Below are 17,655 nucleotides of genomic sequence, written 5' to 3' on the forward strand. Positions count from 1 at the left end.
GCTAAAGCTTACAGGCGGCTTGGATACAGGGGGATAGGTTTTATCTATCCACTCAACTCCACTCTCACGGGATGAGGGGAGATTCCATCTAGACCCATTTTGGTGGAAACCTTGTTTCACCAAAATGGAGTATCGAGCATGGCCGCGACATCTGGGTCGTCAAGTGTCCGTTTTCGTCGAAAACGGATCGCCTTGCGACGCAGCAAAGCTGCGCACTTGACTACCCCGATGTCGCAANACCAGAAGGGTCACCAAAGCGCTTCTAGACAAAAAACTCTCCCCGCCCCCTCAATGTCATCTCTGGCAGCACAGCGGCAAAGAGCGGGGACCCGGTTACGCATGTGCGACACGAGATCCCGGATCGGCTAACGCCGTCCGGGATGACACCGTGAAAGAGGTTTTTATCTGGAAGGCTTTGGTGCAGGCTGTGCCTGCCCCAAAGGCCAGGCTCAATTGTTGGTGGGCGATTTGACGCGACAAATCGCCCGATCACGCTAGAGGTAGCGGTTGGGTGACCAGAAGGTTCACCAAAGCGCTTCTAGAGAAAAAACTCTTCCCGCCACCACAATGTCATCCCTGCCGGAACGAAGTGGCAAGCTTGCAGCCCGCGAGTTTGCGGAGCTAGGTCGACGATCCCGCTTTGTCGGCTAGGATGACGCCTACCTACTCTGCCTTAGCTCAACGCCGCCTGGGCTGCTGCGAGGCGCGCGATGGGCACGCGGTAGGGCGAGCAGGATACATAATCGAGGCCCGCTTTTTCGCAGAAGCTGATGGAAGCGGGATCACCGCCATGTTCGCCGCAAATTCCCAGTTTCAAATCAGACTTGGTTGCCCGACCGCGATCGCGCGCGATCTTGATCAAATCGCCAACACCGGATTGATCCAAGGTCACAAAGGGATCTTTCTCAAAGATGCCCTGTTCGACATAGGCCCCCATAAAGCGGCCGGAATCGTCGCGGCTGATGCCAAGTGTTGTCTGGGTTAAATCATTGGTACCAAAGGAGAAAAAGGCTGCCTGACGGGCAATCTCATCAGCTTTCAACGCAGCCCGTGGCAGTTCGATCATGGTGCCGACCGAGTACTCAATCTCCATCCCCTCATAGTCCATCACTTCGCGACCGACCACATCAACACGATCTTTCAGGATTTGCAATTCCTTTTCAGTCGCCACCAGCGGGATCATGATTTCCGGCACGGGGGCTTCGCCTTCGGTTTTGGCGACTTCAATGGCCGCTTCAAAAATAGCACGCGCCTGCATCTCATAGATTTCAGGATAGGTGATGCCGAGGCGGCATCCGCGATGGCCCAGCATTGGATTGACTTCGTGGAGATCCTTGGCCCGCTCTAACAACTTAGCCTTATCAAGACCGGTGGCATTGGCCACCGCCTCAACATCTTCCAAGCTGTGCGGCAGGAATTCATGCAAGGGCGGATCGAGCAAGCGGATCGTGCAGGGCAAGCCCTTCATGATGGTGAAAATCTCAACAAAGTCGCGACGCTGCATGGGCAAAATCTTGGCTAAAGCCAAGACGCGGCCAGCTTTGGTTTCCGACAAAATCATCTCGCGCACAGCGGCAATCCGGTCGGCGTCGAAGAACATATGCTCTGTCCGGCATAGGCCCACGCCTTCGGCCCCAAACTCACGTGCGGTGCGCACATCTAGCGGGGTTTCAGCGTTGGCGCGAACCTTCAGGCGGCGAACCTTATCGGCCCAGACCATGAGGGCGGCAAAATCGCCGGACAATTCAGGCTGTTCCATTTCAACCGCGCCAAACAGGACTTCGCCCTTAGAGCCGTCAACCGAAATAATATCGCCCTTTTTGATCTCGCGGCCACGCACTTTGAATACGCCGGCTTCTTCGTCAATACGAATATCGCCTGCACCGGACACGCAAGGACGGCCCATACCACGGGCGACCACGGCGGCATGGCTGGTCATGCCCCCGCGTGAGGTGACGATGGCGCGGCTGGCATGCATGCCATGAATATCTTCGGGGCTGGTTTCTTCACGAACCAAAATGACCGACTTACCCGCTTTGGCCATTTCTTCGGCTTCATCGGGGTCAAACACCACTTCGCCAACGGCAGCGCCCGGCGAAGCGGGCAAGCCCACCGCGATCAAGTCGCGCGCAGCGCCTGGCGCAATTGTGGGGTGAAGTAATTGATCTAGCGCTGCTGGATCGACCCGCATGACGGCTTCATTCTCAGTAATGAGGCCTTCGGCAACCATGTCGACGGCAATTTTCAGAGCCGCTTTGGCCGTGCGCTTTCCGTTACGGGTTTGCAGCATCCATAATTTGCCGCGCTCGACCGTGAACTCAAGGTCCTGCATGTCGCGATAATGGCCTTCCAACTGGCCATAGACTTGCACGAGTTGTTGGAACACTTCCGGCAAGGCTTCTTCCATGGAAAGACCGCCCTCGCCCATGGTTTCGCGCTGAACCTTGGTGATGGACTTGGGCGTACGGATGCCGGCAACCACATCTTCGCCTTGGGCATTGATCAGATATTCGCCGTAGAACAAGCGCTCACCGGTTGAGGGGTTGCGTGTGAAGGCCACGCCCGTAGCCGAGGTCTCGCCCATATTGCCAAACACCATGGCTTGAACATTGACGGCCGTACCCCAGCTTTCGGGAATATCGTGCATTTTGCGGTAGAAGTCGGCCCGATCATTCATCCACGAGCGGAAGACCGCCCCGACCGCGCCCCACAATTGGTCGTTCACATCCTGCGGGAACGGCTTGCCCATGACTGAGTCAACAGCCGCCTTATATTGGACAACGACTTTCTCCCAATCTTCGGCTTCAAGGTCGGTGTCGATCGTATAGTCGTGGACTTCCTTATAGCTTTCAAGAATATCCTCAAACATGTGGTGGTCCAATTCCAGCACCACATTGGAATACATTTGGATGAAGCGACGATAGCTATCAAAGGCAAAGCGGCGGTTACCAGATTGGGCGGCGAGACCTTCCACGGTTTGATCATTCAGGCCCAAGTTCAAGACCGTATCCATCATGCCGGGCATCGAGGCACGCGCACCAGAGCGGACCGAAACCAAAAGCGGGTTAGCCGCATCGCCAAAGCCTTTGCCAACCGTGCTCTCTATCTTGGCCATAGCGGCTTTGACTTCATCGGCCAAAGCATCGGGATATCTCTGGCCCAAAGCATAAAAGGCCGTGCAGACTTCAGTGGTGATGGTAAAGCCTGGAGGAACGGGAAGCCCGATCTTATTCATTTCAGCAAGGTTCGCACCCTTGCCGCCCAATAGATTCTTCATGCTGGCATCGCCATCGGCGAGTCCTGCTCCAAAGCTATAAACCAATTTACTCATGTAGCGTGTGCCTCATGTGATTCTTGCGCCTCAGGCGCGTGTTAGCGGCCCTTCTAAGGCAGTCGGGTGAGTTATCAACCCACATGAAAGCCCAGAACGGCTGAACTGTGTCGCAAGACACACACCCTTCTGGATATGTAGTTTTGCAACACGCAAAATCGTCCAGTATCCGGGCAAATACCCAGATCGATCCCAAATGGAAAGCAAGTCTTGGGCCACGGCTCCGTCTTTGATGTGGGGCCAAGAAGCCACATTTGAGGCGGGCTTGGCTTAGCCGCCTGCGAGCTTGGAAAAGTCGGCGACCCGCTCGCTCACCGCACGCAATTTTACCAATAGCGCCAAACGGTTCTTGCGAATGCCAGCATCGCCATCATTGACGAGAACGCCCTCAAAGAAGCGGTCAACTGGGCCGCGAAGCGCTGCCAATGCGCCCATGGTGGCGTCAAAGGCCTCGTCTGCCAAAGCTTGTTCCAACTGGCTTTCAGCCTCGAGCAGGGCTTGATAGAGCCCCTGCTCGGCAGGTTCGCGCAAAAGTGCCTCTGTCACCTTGCCATCTGCCGCCGCGCCATCCTTTTTCTCCTCGGCGCGCAGAATATTGGCCCCGCGCTTAAGGCCCGCGACCAGATTGGCCCCATCCTCGGTTTTCAGGACCTTCGCAAGCGCTGTTACGCGCGAGACGATTCGCACGATATCATCATCAGGGATGGCAAAGGCTGCTTCGAGCACATCTGGCGCAAAGCCTTCATCGCGGAGGGATACGCGGAGGCGCTCGAGGATGAAGTCACACACTTCCACCGCTGCAACGGAATATCCGTGCGGCGCGATAGCAGCATCTGAATTCAAGACATTGCCATAACCTCTGCGCGCATGATTCAGCAGTGCGGCTAATCCAAAGCGAAGCCCAGCCTCACGCACAATCCGGATCACCCCCAAAGCCGCGCGGCGCAGCGCATAGGGGTCGCCCGAGCCTGTTGGCTTCTCACCCATGGCGAAGAAGCCTGTCAGTGTATCCAGCTTATCGGCCAAAGCCACCGCCATGGCGACGGGTTCGCTCGGCACCTGATCGGACGGACCGACGGGCTTGTAGTGGTCGCGGATCGAGTCGGCGATGATCGTGTTTGCGACAAGCCCTGTGCTCCCCTGCGACGCGGGGGAGCTGTCGGCGAAGCCGACTGAGGGGGGCATGCCCCCTCCACCCTGCTGCGCAGGGTCCCCCTCCCCCGTTGCACGGGGGAGGACAGGTGCGTGCAGTTGGTAATAGCGACCCATAACTCCTTGAAGTTCTGGGAATTCGCCGACCATTTCGGTTGTCAAATCGGCCTTGGCTAAAAGCGCTGCGTGCTTGGCTGCCGCAACGTCTGCGCCCACCAGAGGCGCGATTTCGCCCGCCAACGCCACAATGCGGCGCACTTTGTCGCCGACACTGCCGAGCTTTTCGTGAAACACCAATGTATCCAGTTTCGGCACGCGGCTTTCGAGGCTGGCTTTGCGGTCCAAGTCCCAGAAATAGCGGGCATCATTGAGGCGGGCAGCCAGCACGCGGGCGTTGCCCAGCGCGATTTTCTTGCCGCTATCGGTTGCTTTCACATTGGACACCACGATGAAGTGCGGCGCGAGGCCGCCCGTCTTGGGATCGCGGACCACGAAATATTTCTGATTGACGCGCAAGGTCAGACGAATGACTTCTGGCGGCAGGTCCAAGAATGCGGGATCCATATCGCCCATGATCACATGGGGCTCATCTACCAGACCACAGACTTCCTCGAAAAGTCCTTCATCTTCAATGAGTTCAAGATTGCGGGCATGGCACAATGTTTGGGCGTCTGCCTTGATTTGGGCCTTGCGCTGATCGCGGTCGAGAATGACATGGGCGGCAGAGAGTTTCGCCTCATAATCCTCAAAATCCTTGACCTCGAATAGGCCCGTGCCGTGGAACCGATGGCCTTCACTGATGTTGCCGGCCGCAATTCCATCGACCTCAAAGGGTACGATTTCGCCATCAAACACCGCAACAATTCGATGTAAGGGTCGCACCCAACGCAATGTCCCCTCGCCCCAGCGCATGCTCTTGGGCCATGGGAAGTTGCGGATGATGTCGGGCACGATTTCAGCCAAGGCCTCAGGGGTTGCCCGGCCGGGTTTAACGAGATCGGCGACATAAAAATCACCCTTTTTCGGGTCGGAGACCACGCGGGCTTGGGCGATGTCAGTCAGGCCCGCACCGCGCAAAAAGCCCTCAATGGCTTGGGCGGGGGCATCGACTTTGGGGCCCTTGCGCTCTTCACGCACATCGGCTGTCCGCTCGGGCAGGCCTTCAATGACGGCGACGAGGCGGCGCGGCGCGCTAAAGGTCTCTAAGCCACCTGGCAAGAAGCCAGCCTTGGTCAAGCCATCCATCAAAAGCTTTTTGAGGTCTTCAGCCGCCCGCTTTTGCATACGCGCGGGGATTTCTTCAGAGAAAAGTTCCAGCAAGAATTGCGGCATAGCTTAGACCACCTCTGCTTGGCTTGGGGCTTGGGTCTCAGCCCACAGGACCGCGCAGCCCTTGGCCTGATCGCGCACACGGGCAATAAAGCTCTGCCGTTCGGTTGGCGATACCACCCCGCGCGCATCAAGCAAATTGAACAGGTGGGAACATTTCAGCGCCCAGTCAAACGCCGGCAAAGCCAAGCCCTTGTCGCGCAAATACGTGCACATACGCTCTGCATCCTCAAACCAGCGCTTGAGCATCGCGGGATCGGATTCTTCGAAATTGAACGCCGATTGCTGGCGCTCATTTTCTAAAAACACGTCACCATAGGTCACGCCAAGACCATTAAAATCAAGGTCATAGACGTTTTCGACGCCTTGCACATACATGGCCAAGCGCTCAAGCCCATAGGTCAGCTCGCCCGAGACAGGTTTGCAATCGAGGCCGCCGACTTGTTGGAAATAGGTGAATTGGGACACTTCCATCCCGTCACACCAAATCTCCCAGCCAAGCCCCCAAGCACCCACAGTTGGGTTTTCCCAATCATCCTCGACAAAGCGGATATCGTGCAGGCTGGGGTCGATGCCAATTTCATAGAGCGAGTTGAGATAAAGCTCCTGCAAATTGGGCGGGTTGGGCTTTAGGATCACTTGATATTGGTAATAATGGCCGAGGCGATTGGGGTTCTCGCCATAGCGGCCATCTTTCGGGCGACGCGACGGTTGCACATAGGCGGCCCGCCACAGCTTTGGACCTAGCGCGCGCAGCGTCGTTGCCGGATGCAGGGTCCCCGCACCCACTTCGGTATCATAGGGCTGCAGGATCACACAGCCCTGACGGGCCCAATAATCCGATAGGGTAAGAATGATATCTTGGAAGCTGGGCACTTTGCCAGCCGCCAGCGCCCGCGAGCAAGGCGTTTCGCGTGGGGCGGTTTGGGGAGCAATCGATTGGGTCATGACCTTGTGTGCATAAAGCGCAAGCGGCCCCGCTTGCAACAAGCGAGGCCGCATTTAGCGCAGAAGAAGGTGGGAACCTGTCTTATTCTTTCAAGCGCAGGCTGAAAGTTTCGCGCGCAATTTGCTCAAAAGTCGCGTTCAACTGGCTCGCATCAACCGCGAAGGCGCGGTCTGCGCTGCCTGCACAGGTGCGCAAGCGATTAACCGCATCTGTATCTGATACGTTGATCGCCACCGTATAGAGTTCAACCTTATAGGTGTCGCGAATTGCGGTACACCAAGATTGCATCCGATTGTCGAGCGTGGCGCGGTCGGGTGATCCAGTACACCCGGGCGCACCCGATTCATTACAACCCCAATAGCCCGGGAAGTTGACCGCCTGCTCGTTTGCCCCATCGGTCATGAGAACCATGACCTTGGTAACAGAGCTCGACCCAAACGGCTCAGGCTCGTTGTGCTGGAAGAAATTGGCCCATTCGGTACGCGGAGACAGGGCGCGCAGGCCCCAGCGCAAGCCAACATCTGCATGGGTCCCACCGGGCGCAGGCGACAAGCGGTCGATTGTGTCGATCAATTGGCTACGATTTGCCGATAAACCCAGCATCGGCATGGGGCAGTTTAAGTTTGGCCCCGTGATGCGGCGGAAACTATCCCAAGTTTGCTTTGGTACCCATGAGCACCAAGCCCCATTGGCATTGTTCCACGTGATTTCATTATAATCGGCCACGCAGCCATTGGCGGTGCCTGTATTCAGATTGAGTTGGCATCCGCCGCCGCTGATGCAAGCTTGCGAACCTGTGAAATTGAAAAACGCATTACGCGTACCATTATTGTCGTTTTGCGAGCAATTAATGGTTGTGATGCTGGGGCTGCCCGACGGGCACGAGTTGAACGTGCACGGGTAGGGATTGTTGACGCACGCTGCGTTCAACGTGGTTTTGCCAAAATTCAAGAATGCAAACGTCGCAGGCTTTTGCCCCGGCAGGGTCAGGTTGCCCTGAGGCTTTGGTGGTGGCGGTGGCGGGGGCGGTGGTGGCCCAGGAGGGGGTGGCGGTGGAGAGGGGCAGCCTGTCCACTTGTCGCACATTTTGTTTGCGGTTACGCCCTGCGTGCGCGTCGCATTGTTAACGCGCGGCGGCACGCGCAGCGCGTTCCAAGTCATGCCGGTCTTGGTCTCGTCATTGGCAGACAGGCTTTCACCGGCACCCGAGATACAGCCGCGCCACCCAACAGGTGCGAAGAGTGTATTCAGTTGGGCCGTTGTCTCCGTGATATTTGACGATCGACCGACAAGATTTGTCGGCAAGGAACGCGTACCGGCTTCAACTGGGCTGCGCACAGTCGCTGCAGCATTATTCCAAGTTTGATCGGGAACTTCGCTGCGAATATTGACCGTTGTCGTCCAAGGAATAATCGCCACCCGCAAGCGATCTGGAATAGTCACGGTGTTGAACAGCGTATTGACGAAGCCCTTTGCAGCGCTGCGCATCTGGGTAAAGCGCGTGGTGGGCCGACCATCCTTTTCGAACATGGATGCGGTCGTATCCATCACAACCGCGACTTCAAGCCGCCGGTCCGTGCCAGCCGTCGCCACGCCCACGGCGCTGAGCGTAACATTGGAACGCCCAACTAAGCCGCCCAAGATTAAGCTTTGCGTACCCGTCCCTGTCAGCCGGGCAGAACCATCCGAATCCCACGTCGCCGTGGCGGCAAGATTGCTCACGCCTCGCTCTTCACCAGGCGCAGAGGCCAAGAATGCCTTCGTGCCTGCTGCTTCCCCGGCTGCACGCGCAGCACTTGCGCCGAGCGAACTTTTGTCGGACTGCTCACGCTTGGCGGCCAACGCCCCCGCATCTGCCGCGGCAGCCAATGACGCCTTCGTATTAGCGACGCGGTTCAACTCAATGGAAGCCCCAAGCACGCCTAAAGACACCGACGAAACCAGTGCAAAAATGACAGCGACATTGCCGCGCTCGATGCGCGTGACTTTCGTCGCCAAAACTGTCTTCTTGAACTTCATCGGCCCGTATCCTTCGCAGTGCCCTCACACATGAGGCACTTACTCGACGGATAACATCGAAGTTCCTAACATTCGGTCAAAACAACCGGTAAACAGACAATAAAGCCAATAGAATCAATTTTATTTACTAGGTATTGATTAGGTATTGCACTGTCAAATGATAGGCCCAACAGAGCCAAAAACAATTAACCAAACTTGGTTTGATTTTATCATACGTTATTTAGCAGCCAAGATCGGCGCGACCTTTGCCACCTTGCCAATTTTATACCGAAGAGCACAGACTGACGTCCAATTTGCGGATCATGGCTTAGAGCGCCTGCCCATCGTCAATCTGAAGGATTGCCCCACTGGTGAACCGGCCCGCGTCTGAAACCAACCACGTCATCGCACCATCTAGGGCCTGATCATCCATGAGACGGCGACGGGGAAATCCCGCAACCATCTTTTGCCCACCGGGTTGAGCCAACCAATCGGCATTGATTTCGGTCTCAATATAGCCCGGGCAAATGGCATTCACATTAATGCCTCTACGCATCCATTCGGCAGCCATCGACTTGGCCATCATGACGACTGCCGCTTTTGAGACGCTATAGGGCACCAGACCGGGAAGCGGCTTGAGGCCTGCCATAGAGGCGATCAAGATGATCCGGCCGTCCCCACGCTCGGCACTGCCGCTGGCGATCATGCGCTTGGCCCCCTCGCGCGCTGTGATAAACACGCCCCGCACATTAACCGACATCACGGCGTCATACGCCTCCATCGAAATATCGGTTGCCAAGCCAATTTCATTGGTTCCGGCATTGGCGATCACAATAGTAGGCAAGCCTAAGCCGGCTTCAGCGGCATCAAAGGCGGCGATGACGCTGGCCTCATCCTGAACATCGAGCTTAACAGCCTGGGCTTGCCCGCCTGCGGCCTGAATTGACCCCACCAAGGCTTCCAAGCGGTCAACCCGTCGCGCGCCGCAGACAACTTTTGCGCCAAGCCCTGCCAACAGGCGGGCAAAATGGGCCCCAAGGCCAGAGGACGCCCCAGTAATCAGTGTGGTTTTGCCTTGGAGGCTGAAATCAGGCTGGATTAGAACAGGGTTGGCAGTCAAAGTGGGGGCCTTTCACATTCGTTTACTGACGACTCAGTTTCCCCACGCTAGGGTGCTGTACGAATTTCGCAATGGTCCTTGAAAGTAGGCATAGGATGGCAAAGCCCCATATTCTTGTTCTTGCAGGCGATGACGCGAGCGAAGCCTTATCGCAAGCGGGCTTTACCATTGCGGGCGAAGACCATCTGCGCCGCCAAACCGCAGCAATTGTTGTTGATACGCGGGGGGAAGCTGGGCCGAAAGCGGGAGATTTGGCCCGCTCGCTGAAAGCTGCGCTCGGGCCGCGTACAGGTCTGTTTATGGCGTGGAGCAATGGCGAAGAAAATTTCGACGTCAGCGCCTTTGATGGGGTGTTGGATGCGTTTGCAACGCCCAGCGTTTTGGCAGCTCGACTGGGGTCGAGCTTGCGTATTGCGGTTATGGCCGATGAGGCCAAAATGCGGTTTCGAACCTTGGCGCGCTTTGGCGGGCCAGCCCATCCACCCATCGTCAATAGTGCGAAAGTGCCGCGCATTCTGATCTTCGGCCAGCCAGGCCCCGATTTGTTGCGCTTTAGCACGGCCATGACCCAGCAAGGGGCCGAAACCATCGCCGCTTTCACCTCATTTACCGCCTTTGACTATCTGCATGAGAGCGACTTTGACGGGGTGGTGATCTTGGCACGCGACGATCGGCCCACGGCTTTGAGTTTTTGTGCGGCGATGCGGCGCAATGCGCGCATGTTCCATATGCCTTGCTTGATCCTCGGCTCGCCAGATTTCGACAATCCCCAAGAAGCCATTGAGCGGGGCGCGACCGACTTTGCCGTGGCGGGCGATGATGATGATATGACTGCCGATCGCCTGCTGAATTTTGTGGAAGTAAAGCGCAGCCGCGATGCGTTGAATCTAGCCTTTGCCGCCGCCCGCGCGCCCGCGGCGATGGAAGCAACCACTGGCCTTTATGCGCCGTCTTTCTTTTTGGCGCATTTAGAAAGCCTAGCCCACAGAGCACATGAAACCGACCGGCCCTTATCCATTGCTTTGGCCCGGCTTGACCCGAAAGCAAGTCTTGGTGTGGTGCATACACGTCAGGGGATAGAGCGTTTGATAGGCCAGTCTGGGGCCATGTTATCGCGTTTGGTGCGGGCGGAGGATGTGGCAGCCCGCCTCGATCAGACAACATTTGCCGTGGCGTTCCCTAGCTCGGATGATGAGGCTGCCGCGATTGCGGCGGAACGGATTGCCGCCGTGCTTGAATGTACCGCCTTTGACGTCCAAGCTGACCACACAAGCTATAGCAATGATCAGCCGATCCAGATCAAACTCGCCATTGCAAGCGCTAGCCTCTCGCCCCATGAAAGCGCCTCGAGCTTGTTGCAACGCGCGACAGGTTTGCTGGAACAAGGCCAAAACCAATGAATGATCCTATTACCCAGCCCCCCATCCTTGACCGGCCAATTGCGATTGATTTCATCTCCGACGTGATTTGCCCATGGTGTTATGTGGGATTTCGCGCATTGGTAACAGCCTGTGTAACGCGCCGTGAGATCCCCACCCACCTCTCCATGCGCCCGTTTGAATTAGACCAGACGACGCCCAAAGAGGGCGCTGACCGAAAGGCGCGCCTTCTTGCCAAATTTGGCGTCGATGAAGCCCGCCTGAGAGAAATCTCCCAAGCCGTGGTTGAGGCGGGGCTTCGTGTTGGTATTGAGTTTAACTTTGACGCGATCAAGACCACCCCCAACACACGCGATTGCCACCGCTTATTGCGCTGGGCGCGTTCAGCGGGTGTCGAGGTCGAATGCGCCGAGGCTTTGTTTCAAGCCTATCATGTTGAGGGCGAAGACCTGAGCCAAGCTGCGACTTTGGTCTCCATTGCCCGGGGCCTAGGCATGGATGGTGACCTTGTGGCGCGGCTGTTGGCCAGTGATGCAGACGTGGCCCCGGTTGAACAAGAACTCGATATTGCCCAGCGTATGGGCGTCACAGGCGTGCCGACTGTCCTGTTCAATCAAAGCTTTGCGGTTGTTGGGGCGCAAGGTGTAGAGACTTTTGTGGCAGCCCTAGACCGGGCACGTGCCGAACAACTTGCTGCGCCTGCTGCCTCCGGCATCGCCTAATGCCAATTCTGGACTATTCCGTCTTTTGTGAAAGTTTGCCCGCCCGTCAGGCCCTAATCGGCATAGACCCCGGTTCAACCACGATTGGGGTAGCCGCTTCAGATGTGACGCGTTTGATCGCTAGCCCTGCTGGCGGGGTGAAGCGAACCAAAATGGCCGCCGATGGGGAGGCGATATTTGCGATCTATGATGACCGCTCTGCCTGTGGCCTCGTCGTCGGCCATCCGATCAATATGGATGGGTCGCAAGGCCCCTCCTCGCAAGCTGCCCGCGCCTTTGCCCGCAATTTGTTGAGCATCCGCGATGTGCCGCTTTTGATGTGGGATGAGCGGCTCTCCACCGCGGCGGTTCAGCGCCAAATGATTGCCGCCGACATGACGCGGGCGAAGCGCGCCGCCGTCGTGGACGCTGCCGCAGCTGCCTATATGCTGCAGGGGCTTCTCGACCGCATGCAAGACGGGTTTGGCCTCGGCCCCCGATCATGAGCGTCGCCTTCACCGCCATTTTGCCCGTCTTTCTGGTGATTGCCATTGGCTTTATCGCCAAGCGCGCCAAGGTGGTGCCCGATGCATCTTGGGCGGCTGTCAATTCTTTTGGCTATTGGATGCTCTATCCGGCCTTCTTGTTTTCAACTGTGGCAAGTGCCGACTTCTCAGGCCCTGATACGGTGCATTTCCTTAGCTGTCTTGTCGTGGGTTTTGCTTTAGCTGGCTTGTGGGGGCTTAGCCTAAGGCTGTGGTTTCGCGATGATGGACCTGCTTTTACCTCAATCTTTCAAGCCAGTGTGCGCTGGAACGGCTTTATTGTTTTAGCCGCAGCCCCTGCCCTATACGGGCCTGAAGGCCTTGCGCTGATTGCTTTAGGCTTTGGCCCTGTGGTCGCCTTTGTGAATCTGATGAGTGTGTTTGTCATGGCGCGCTGGGGGCAGAATGACATAGTTCCAAGCTTGAAGGGTGCCCTGGGCGAGGTGATGCGCAATCCCTTAGTGCTTGCAAGCTTAACTGGGATTATTGCCAATCTGATTGGCTTAACCAAGCATATTGGCCCGCTGGAACCGGCTCTCGCGCTGTTGGGCCGGGCAGCCATGCCGGTTGCTTTGGTAAGCGTTGGGGCAGCCTTGAGTTTTGAAGGTTTGGGCAAAGTGCCGCTGCGTTTGGCGGTCGGGGTTGTCTCAAAGCTTGCCATAGCACCGCTTTTGATGTTGCTGGTCACCCAAATGCTGGGCCTTGCCCCCTTGCCAAGCGCGGTGGCGATTGGGGTGGCCTCCATGCCCAGTGCGCCAGCCGCTTATGTGCTGGCGCGAGAATTGGGGGGCGATGCGCCATTGATGGCCGGTTTGGTGACCGCAACGACTTTGATCGCCTTGGTCACCATCCCCTTTTGGCATGTGCTGACGATGCCGGCCTGAATGGGCCGGCAGCCGCCTTAGTGATGCTTGGCTGCTGGCGGCATCAAAACCGTGTCGATCACATGGATGACGCCATTGGATGCCCCAACATCAGCGGCCGTTACCGCAACCCCATTGACGGTCACGCGGCCATTGCGGCCATCAATCGTGGCTTTCCGCCCTTGCACGGTGGTGGCGGGGGTCACTTTATCAAGCAATTGGTTTGATGTAATTTTACCGGGCACGACATGATAGGTCAGGATGGAGATTAATTGGGCACGGTTCTCAGGCTTCAAGAGATTTTCCACGGTCCCAGCTGGCAATTTAGCAAAGGCTGCGTCGGTGGGGGCAAAGACGGTAAAGGGGCCGGCGGTTTTCAGCGTATCCACCAGGCCCGCCGCGGTCAGTGCTGCGGCAAGGGTCTTAAAGCTTCCAGCCCCCACGGCCACATCAATGATGTCGCCGCTGGCCGCTCGTGCAGGCTTTGCAGTGGTTGAGGCCGCATGATAGCCGATGGTTTGAAAGCCAGCTGCTTGGGCTGCGGCATCGGTTTTGGTTTTGGCGCATTGTGCCATTGCCGGTGCTGCAGACAAAGCGAGGGCGGCTGCCGCCGAAGCGAACATTTTGAAGTTTAACATATTTTTATCCTAAAGACCGAGCGGGATAGCTCTGAGACCGTCTACGCAGACGGGTTCAACTGGATGTATCATAACCCGGTTTCGTGATGTTTCTCTCTGATTTGTAATTCTTGCGCCTGTTTCAGACCCAAATTGGCCCATCACATAGTCCCTTCCCCCGGCCCCCGCATCGCATTAGACAGAAGTCATGAGCAAAGAGCCTTCAAACGCCCCGGAATTTTCTGTTTCTGAGCTATCCGGTGCGATCAAGCGCCGCTTGGAAGATGATTTTGGTAATGTGCGGGTGCGCGGCGAAATGGGCCGGGTCACTTTGGCAAGGTCTGGCCATGTCTATGTCGATCTGAAGGATGCCAATGCCGTCTTGTCCGCTGTCATGTGGAAAGGTGTGGCTGCTGCTCTAAAGTTCCGCCCTGAAGAAGGGATGGAAGTGATTGCGACGGGCAAAATCTCCACTTTTCCCGGCTCATCAAAATATCAGCTGATCATTGAGCGGCTTGAGCCTGCAGGCGTTGGCGCGTTGCTGGCACAATTGGAAGAGCGACGTAAGCGCCTTGCCGCTGAAGGCCTGTTTGACCCCGCGCGTAAACAGGCCCTGCCCTACTTGCCTCGCGTGATTGGCGTTGTGACAAGCCCGACGGGGGCTGTCATCCGCGACATTCTTCATCGCTTGTCCGAGCGCTTCCCCGTCCAGGTAATCCTGTGGCCGGTTTTGGTCCAGGGCGATAAGGCCGCAGACCAAGTAGCGCGCGCCATTGCGGGCTTTAATGCCTTGTCGCCAGACGGGCCGGTACCCCGCCCAGACCTTTTGATCATCGCGCGCGGTGGGGGATCGATCGAAGACCTGTGGGCCTTCAATGAAGAAGTGGTGGTCCGTGCTGCTGCGGCCAGCGCCATCCCGCTCATTTCAGCCATCGGGCATGAGACCGATACGACGCTGATCGATTTCGCATCAGATCGTCGCGCGCCGACCCCGACTGGGGCAGCAGAAATCGCCGTGCCCGTGCGGCTAGAGTTACAAGAGCGGATCGGCTTGATTGGTGCCCGCTTGTCACGCGCAATGGTTCGGGGCCTAGAGCGGTCCAAGATTGAATTGCGCGCCGCGACCGCCCGTCTTCCCCGCGCCGATACTTTATTTGCCAGTGCCCGCCAGCGCATGGATGTGATTGATTTGCGCTTTGGCCCATCGCTGCGCACCTTGGTTGCCGCCAAAGCCCACGGGCTTGCGGCCATTGGCGGGCGCTTGCGGCCACAAGTCCTGCACCAAGATGTGACGCGCAAGGCCCAATTTGTTGCAAGCTTGGGCCAGAGATTGGGCGCTGCCCTCACCCGTCGGACGGCACTTGAACGCGATGCGCTTGCCCGGTCCGAACAGCGCTTAGCCTTGGCAAGCCAGCGCTTAACTTCAGGCCTCACACGCAGCCTAGAGGCTAAGAGCCGCCATCTAGCGGGCCAAGCAAGCTTGCTAGAAGCCCTCTCCTACCGCTCTGCGCTCGAGCGCGGCTTTGCCGTGGTGCGCACCGACAAAGGTGTGGTGGTGCGCGCCAAGTCTGCGATTAAGGCGGATGCCAAGCTAACGCTGACATTCCTTGACGGCGATGTAAAAGTTCGCGCCAGCGATGGGCCGGTGCAAGGCAGCCTGTTCGACTAGGTGGCATCCAACAGGGTCAGCAAGGCATCGGCGGCACGCTCTGCTGCAGGCGGGTCATGGCGGCCCATTTTGGTAAGCGCCAGCGCTTGTGCGCTCACTTGGTCTTGGGCAGACTTGGGATCATACAGCAGCTTCGAAGCCGCCTCGGCCAAAGCCTTAGGCGTCAGGCCATTTTGCACAAATTCCGGGATGGCCATTCGATTCAACGCGATATTGAGCAGGCAGATGAAGCGGCTCTTCAACAAGAAGGTCAGAATGATAAAGCCGCTGATGGCGCCAAGGCGATAGCCAATAACCATGGGGGTTTCTTGCAGGGCGACTTCGGTCGTGACCGTGCCGGAACAAGCCAAAGCGACATCGCCTGCGGCAAAGGCATCCAGCTTTTCATCCTCGCCCACCACGTGGTGCGGGAAAGTCCAGCTCGCAGCCCGCTCCTTGATGGCTTCCGCCACCGATGGGGCAAGGACCGCCACAACATGAACATTAGGGTCTTTGCTGCTGAGGAGGGCAGCAGCCCCTTCCAGCGCAGGTGCCACGCGCTGGATCTCACCCCGGCGAGAGCCGGGGAGCAAAAGGACAATCTTCTTATCGGTAAGACTATGGCGCGCCCGAAACTGGGCGCCATCACCTTTTCCGGCCCGCGCAATGGCTGGATTGCCAATGACCGTGACGGGCAGGCCCGTACCTTCATAAAAAGGCACTTCAAAATCATGGATGCAGTATAGGGCGTCATAGACGTGCGCCACTGTCTTGGCGCGACCCGGGCGGGTGGCAAAGACTTGTGGGCCAATCATTTTGACTAAGCGCGCTTGAGGAACCCGTGCGCGAATGGCCTTGGCCGCGCGCAAGGTAAAGCCCCAAGAATCGATCAGGACGACGGCATCTGGCCCAAAGGCCTCTGCGGCTGCACCTGTTTCTTCTGCCCGTGCATTGACGGTTTTGAGCGCCGCGAGCCCTTCAGTCAGGCCCAGAACCGACAGGCCCTCAATCGAGACGGCACTTTGGATACCTTGGCTGGCCAATTTCTCGCCGCCAACCCCGGCAATCACCAGATCAGGGCGGCGGGCGCGCAGGGCCGCAACAAACTCGGCGGCCAATTCATCACCCGATGGCTCCCCCGCAACCACGAAGACACGATAGGGCTTCATGATGGACGATCCACGGCGACGCCCAAAATGAAGAGGCCTGCTTCTTCCGCCGCGGCAATCACATTGTTGCGGTCGATGATCAAAGCGCCGCCTGCCTCAACCACAATCCCAGCAAGGCCTGCTTTAGAGGCACCTTCCACCGTTTTGACTCCAATGGTTGGCAAGTCCACGCGGCGTTCCTGATCGGGCTTTGCACGCTTGGCCAACACCCCGCGACGGGCCACCTTGGTGCCGCGAATATGGGTTGAAAGTTCATGGACCCGCGCCAGCATACGGTCTGTGCCTTCTTGGGCCTCAACTGCCAGCACTAAGCCTTCAACAATCACCGCCCCTTGGCCAATATCCAGCCGACCAATTTCAGCTGCAATCGCCATGGCCTTGGTGGCATCTTCGCGTTGTTCTTCTGTCGGCTCTGCCCCGGCAATCAAGCCCTCTTCGGCCAGAAGGTTTGCCAGAACTTCATCCGTGCCGACAATGGCAAAGCCTTCGCGTTCAAACTCGGCCAAGACCGCGCGTAACAGCGCGTCATCGCCTTTGCGCATCTCAGCCATGATACGGGGCAGCGCCAGCGCGCCGCGCAAGTCTGGCTTCAAGGTGGAAAAATCAGGACGATTGACGAGGCCAGCAAACACCAAGGCATCCACCCCATCAGCCTTGAGGGCCTTCATGCGCTCGCCAAAATTGGCCAAAGCACAGTCGCTGCCGGGATAAAGGCTGAGGCGCGGGTCGCACATGCCCTTGATTCGGCTCACATGCACCGGCATGCCAGAATCGCGACAATGCTGGGCCAAAAGAACAGGTAAGTCCCCTGCCCCCGCAATGATGCCTAGTTTCGCAAATGCGCGCATGTGCTC

At 57.5% G+C, this 17,655-nt stretch carries 13 protein-coding genes; 5 read left to right on the top strand and 8 right to left on the bottom strand.

Annotated elements, in window-relative coordinates; all coding sequences use genetic code 11:
• Window positions 1–673 precede the first annotated feature (673 nt).
• From ppdK to B7364_RS09840, 5 genes are all read right to left on the bottom strand, one after another.
• Window positions 674–3,331: a pyruvate, phosphate dikinase gene (gene ppdK, locus B7364_RS09820; protein WP_085339834.1), complete on the bottom strand. Its 2,658-nt coding sequence runs from the start codon at window positions 3,329–3,331 to the stop codon at window positions 674–676.
• Window positions 3,332–3,601: 270 nt separating this feature from the next.
• Complete coding sequence (glyS, locus tag B7364_RS09825) at window positions 3,602–5,815, bottom strand: glycine--tRNA ligase subunit beta (protein WP_085339835.1); 2,214 nt, start codon at window positions 5,813–5,815, stop codon at window positions 3,602–3,604.
• A 3-nt stretch (window positions 5,816–5,818) separates the two neighbouring features.
• A complete protein-coding gene (locus B7364_RS09830; RefSeq protein WP_408606337.1) occupies window positions 5,819–6,703 on the bottom strand; it encodes a glycine--tRNA ligase subunit alpha in 885 nt (294 codons plus the stop codon).
• 139 nt (window positions 6,704–6,842) lie between these two features.
• Window positions 6,843–8,780: a hypothetical protein gene (locus tag B7364_RS09835; protein ID WP_085339837.1), complete on the bottom strand. Its 1,938-nt coding sequence runs from the start codon at window positions 8,778–8,780 to the stop codon at window positions 6,843–6,845.
• A 307-nt stretch (window positions 8,781–9,087) separates the two neighbouring features.
• Window positions 9,088–9,879: an SDR family NAD(P)-dependent oxidoreductase gene (locus B7364_RS09840; RefSeq protein ID WP_232780869.1), complete on the bottom strand. Its 792-nt coding sequence runs from the start codon at window positions 9,877–9,879 to the stop codon at window positions 9,088–9,090.
• Between the two features lie 95 nt (window positions 9,880–9,974).
• Here B7364_RS09840 and B7364_RS09845 point away from each other — a divergent pair, with 95 nt between their 5' ends.
• From B7364_RS09845 to B7364_RS09860, 4 genes are read left to right on the top strand one after another with little or no spacing between them, the layout of a single operon-like run.
• The gene (locus B7364_RS09845; protein WP_157893631.1) at window positions 9,975–11,279 is read left to right on the top strand and encodes a diguanylate cyclase domain-containing protein; all 1,305 of its coding nucleotides are present in this window, start codon (window positions 9,975–9,977) and stop codon (window positions 11,277–11,279) included.
• Complete coding sequence (locus tag B7364_RS09850) at window positions 11,276–11,980, top strand: DsbA family oxidoreductase (RefSeq protein ID WP_085339839.1); 705 nt, start codon at window positions 11,276–11,278, stop codon at window positions 11,978–11,980. Before B7364_RS09845 ends, B7364_RS09850 begins: the two co-directional genes overlap by 4 nt.
• Window positions 11,980–12,465 carry a Holliday junction resolvase RuvX gene (gene ruvX, locus B7364_RS09855; protein ID WP_085339841.1) on the top strand — a complete coding sequence of 162 codons (486 nt, stop codon included), beginning with the start codon at window positions 11,980–11,982 and terminating at the stop codon, window positions 12,463–12,465. The genes B7364_RS09850 and ruvX overlap by 1 nt, the downstream gene beginning before the upstream one ends.
• On the top strand, window positions 12,462–13,388 hold the full coding sequence (locus B7364_RS09860; protein WP_085339843.1) for an AEC family transporter: 927 nt from the start codon (window positions 12,462–12,464) through the stop codon (window positions 13,386–13,388). Before ruvX ends, B7364_RS09860 begins: the two co-directional genes overlap by 4 nt.
• Window positions 13,389–13,405: 17 nt before the next feature.
• Here B7364_RS09860 and B7364_RS09865 read toward each other — a convergent pair whose 3' ends face one another.
• Window positions 13,406–14,005, bottom strand: coding sequence for a fasciclin domain-containing protein (locus B7364_RS09865; protein WP_232780870.1), 600 nt, complete (start codon window positions 14,003–14,005; stop codon window positions 13,406–13,408).
• A 187-nt stretch (window positions 14,006–14,192) separates the two neighbouring features.
• On the opposite strand from B7364_RS09865, the gene xseA reads away from it, so the two are divergent.
• On the top strand, window positions 14,193–15,653 hold the full coding sequence (xseA, locus tag B7364_RS09870) for an exodeoxyribonuclease VII large subunit (protein ID WP_085339845.1): 1,461 nt from the start codon (window positions 14,193–14,195) through the stop codon (window positions 15,651–15,653).
• On the opposite strand, the gene B7364_RS09875 is transcribed toward xseA, so the two are convergent.
• Both B7364_RS09875 and B7364_RS09880 read right to left on the bottom strand, forming a co-directional pair.
• Complete coding sequence (locus B7364_RS09875; RefSeq protein ID WP_085339846.1) at window positions 15,650–16,801, bottom strand: lipid-A-disaccharide synthase; 1,152 nt, start codon at window positions 16,799–16,801, stop codon at window positions 15,650–15,652. The genes xseA and B7364_RS09875 overlap by 4 nt on opposite strands.
• On the bottom strand, window positions 16,798–17,649 hold the full coding sequence (locus B7364_RS09880) for an LpxI family protein (protein WP_085339848.1): 852 nt from the start codon (window positions 17,647–17,649) through the stop codon (window positions 16,798–16,800). Before B7364_RS09880 ends, B7364_RS09875 begins: the two co-directional genes overlap by 4 nt.
• Window positions 17,650–17,655: the final 6 nt, after the last annotated feature.

Origin of the sequence: Aquidulcibacter paucihalophilus (genome assembly GCF_002105465.1) — a bacterium.
Taxonomy (GTDB): Bacteria; Pseudomonadota; Alphaproteobacteria; order Caulobacterales; family Aquidulcibacteraceae; genus Aquidulcibacter; species Aquidulcibacter paucihalophilus.

What these genes read in the sequence shown, in the direction of transcription:
- ppdK (WP_085339834.1), bottom strand. Translation starts at nt 3,331, where the DNA reads ATGAGTAAATTGGTTTATAGCTTTGGAGCAGGACTCGCCGATGGCGAT.
- glyS (WP_085339835.1), bottom strand. Translation starts at nt 5,815, where the DNA reads ATGCCGCAATTCTTGCTGGAACTTTTCTCTGAAGAAATCCCCGCGCGT.
- B7364_RS09835 (WP_085339837.1), bottom strand. Translation starts at nt 8,780, where the DNA reads ATGAAGTTCAAGAAGACAGTTTTGGCGACGAAAGTCACGCGCATCGAG.
- B7364_RS09845 (WP_157893631.1), top strand. Translation starts at nt 9,975, where the DNA reads ATGGCAAAGCCCCATATTCTTGTTCTTGCAGGCGATGACGCGAGCGAA.
- B7364_RS09850 (WP_085339839.1), top strand. Translation starts at nt 11,276, where the DNA reads ATGAATGATCCTATTACCCAGCCCCCCATCCTTGACCGGCCAATTGCG.
- ruvX (WP_085339841.1), top strand. Translation starts at nt 11,980, where the DNA reads ATGCCAATTCTGGACTATTCCGTCTTTTGTGAAAGTTTGCCCGCCCGT.
- B7364_RS09860 (WP_085339843.1), top strand. Translation starts at nt 12,462, where the DNA reads ATGAGCGTCGCCTTCACCGCCATTTTGCCCGTCTTTCTGGTGATTGCC.
- B7364_RS09865 (WP_232780870.1), bottom strand. Translation starts at nt 14,005, where the DNA reads ATGTTAAACTTCAAAATGTTCGCTTCGGCGGCAGCCGCCCTCGCTTTG.
- xseA (WP_085339845.1), top strand. Translation starts at nt 14,193, where the DNA reads ATGAGCAAAGAGCCTTCAAACGCCCCGGAATTTTCTGTTTCTGAGCTA.
- B7364_RS09875 (WP_085339846.1), bottom strand. Translation starts at nt 16,801, where the DNA reads ATGAAGCCCTATCGTGTCTTCGTGGTTGCGGGGGAGCCATCGGGTGAT.
- B7364_RS09880 (WP_085339848.1), bottom strand. Translation starts at nt 17,649, where the DNA reads ATGCGCGCATTTGCGAAACTAGGCATCATTGCGGGGGCAGGGGACTTA.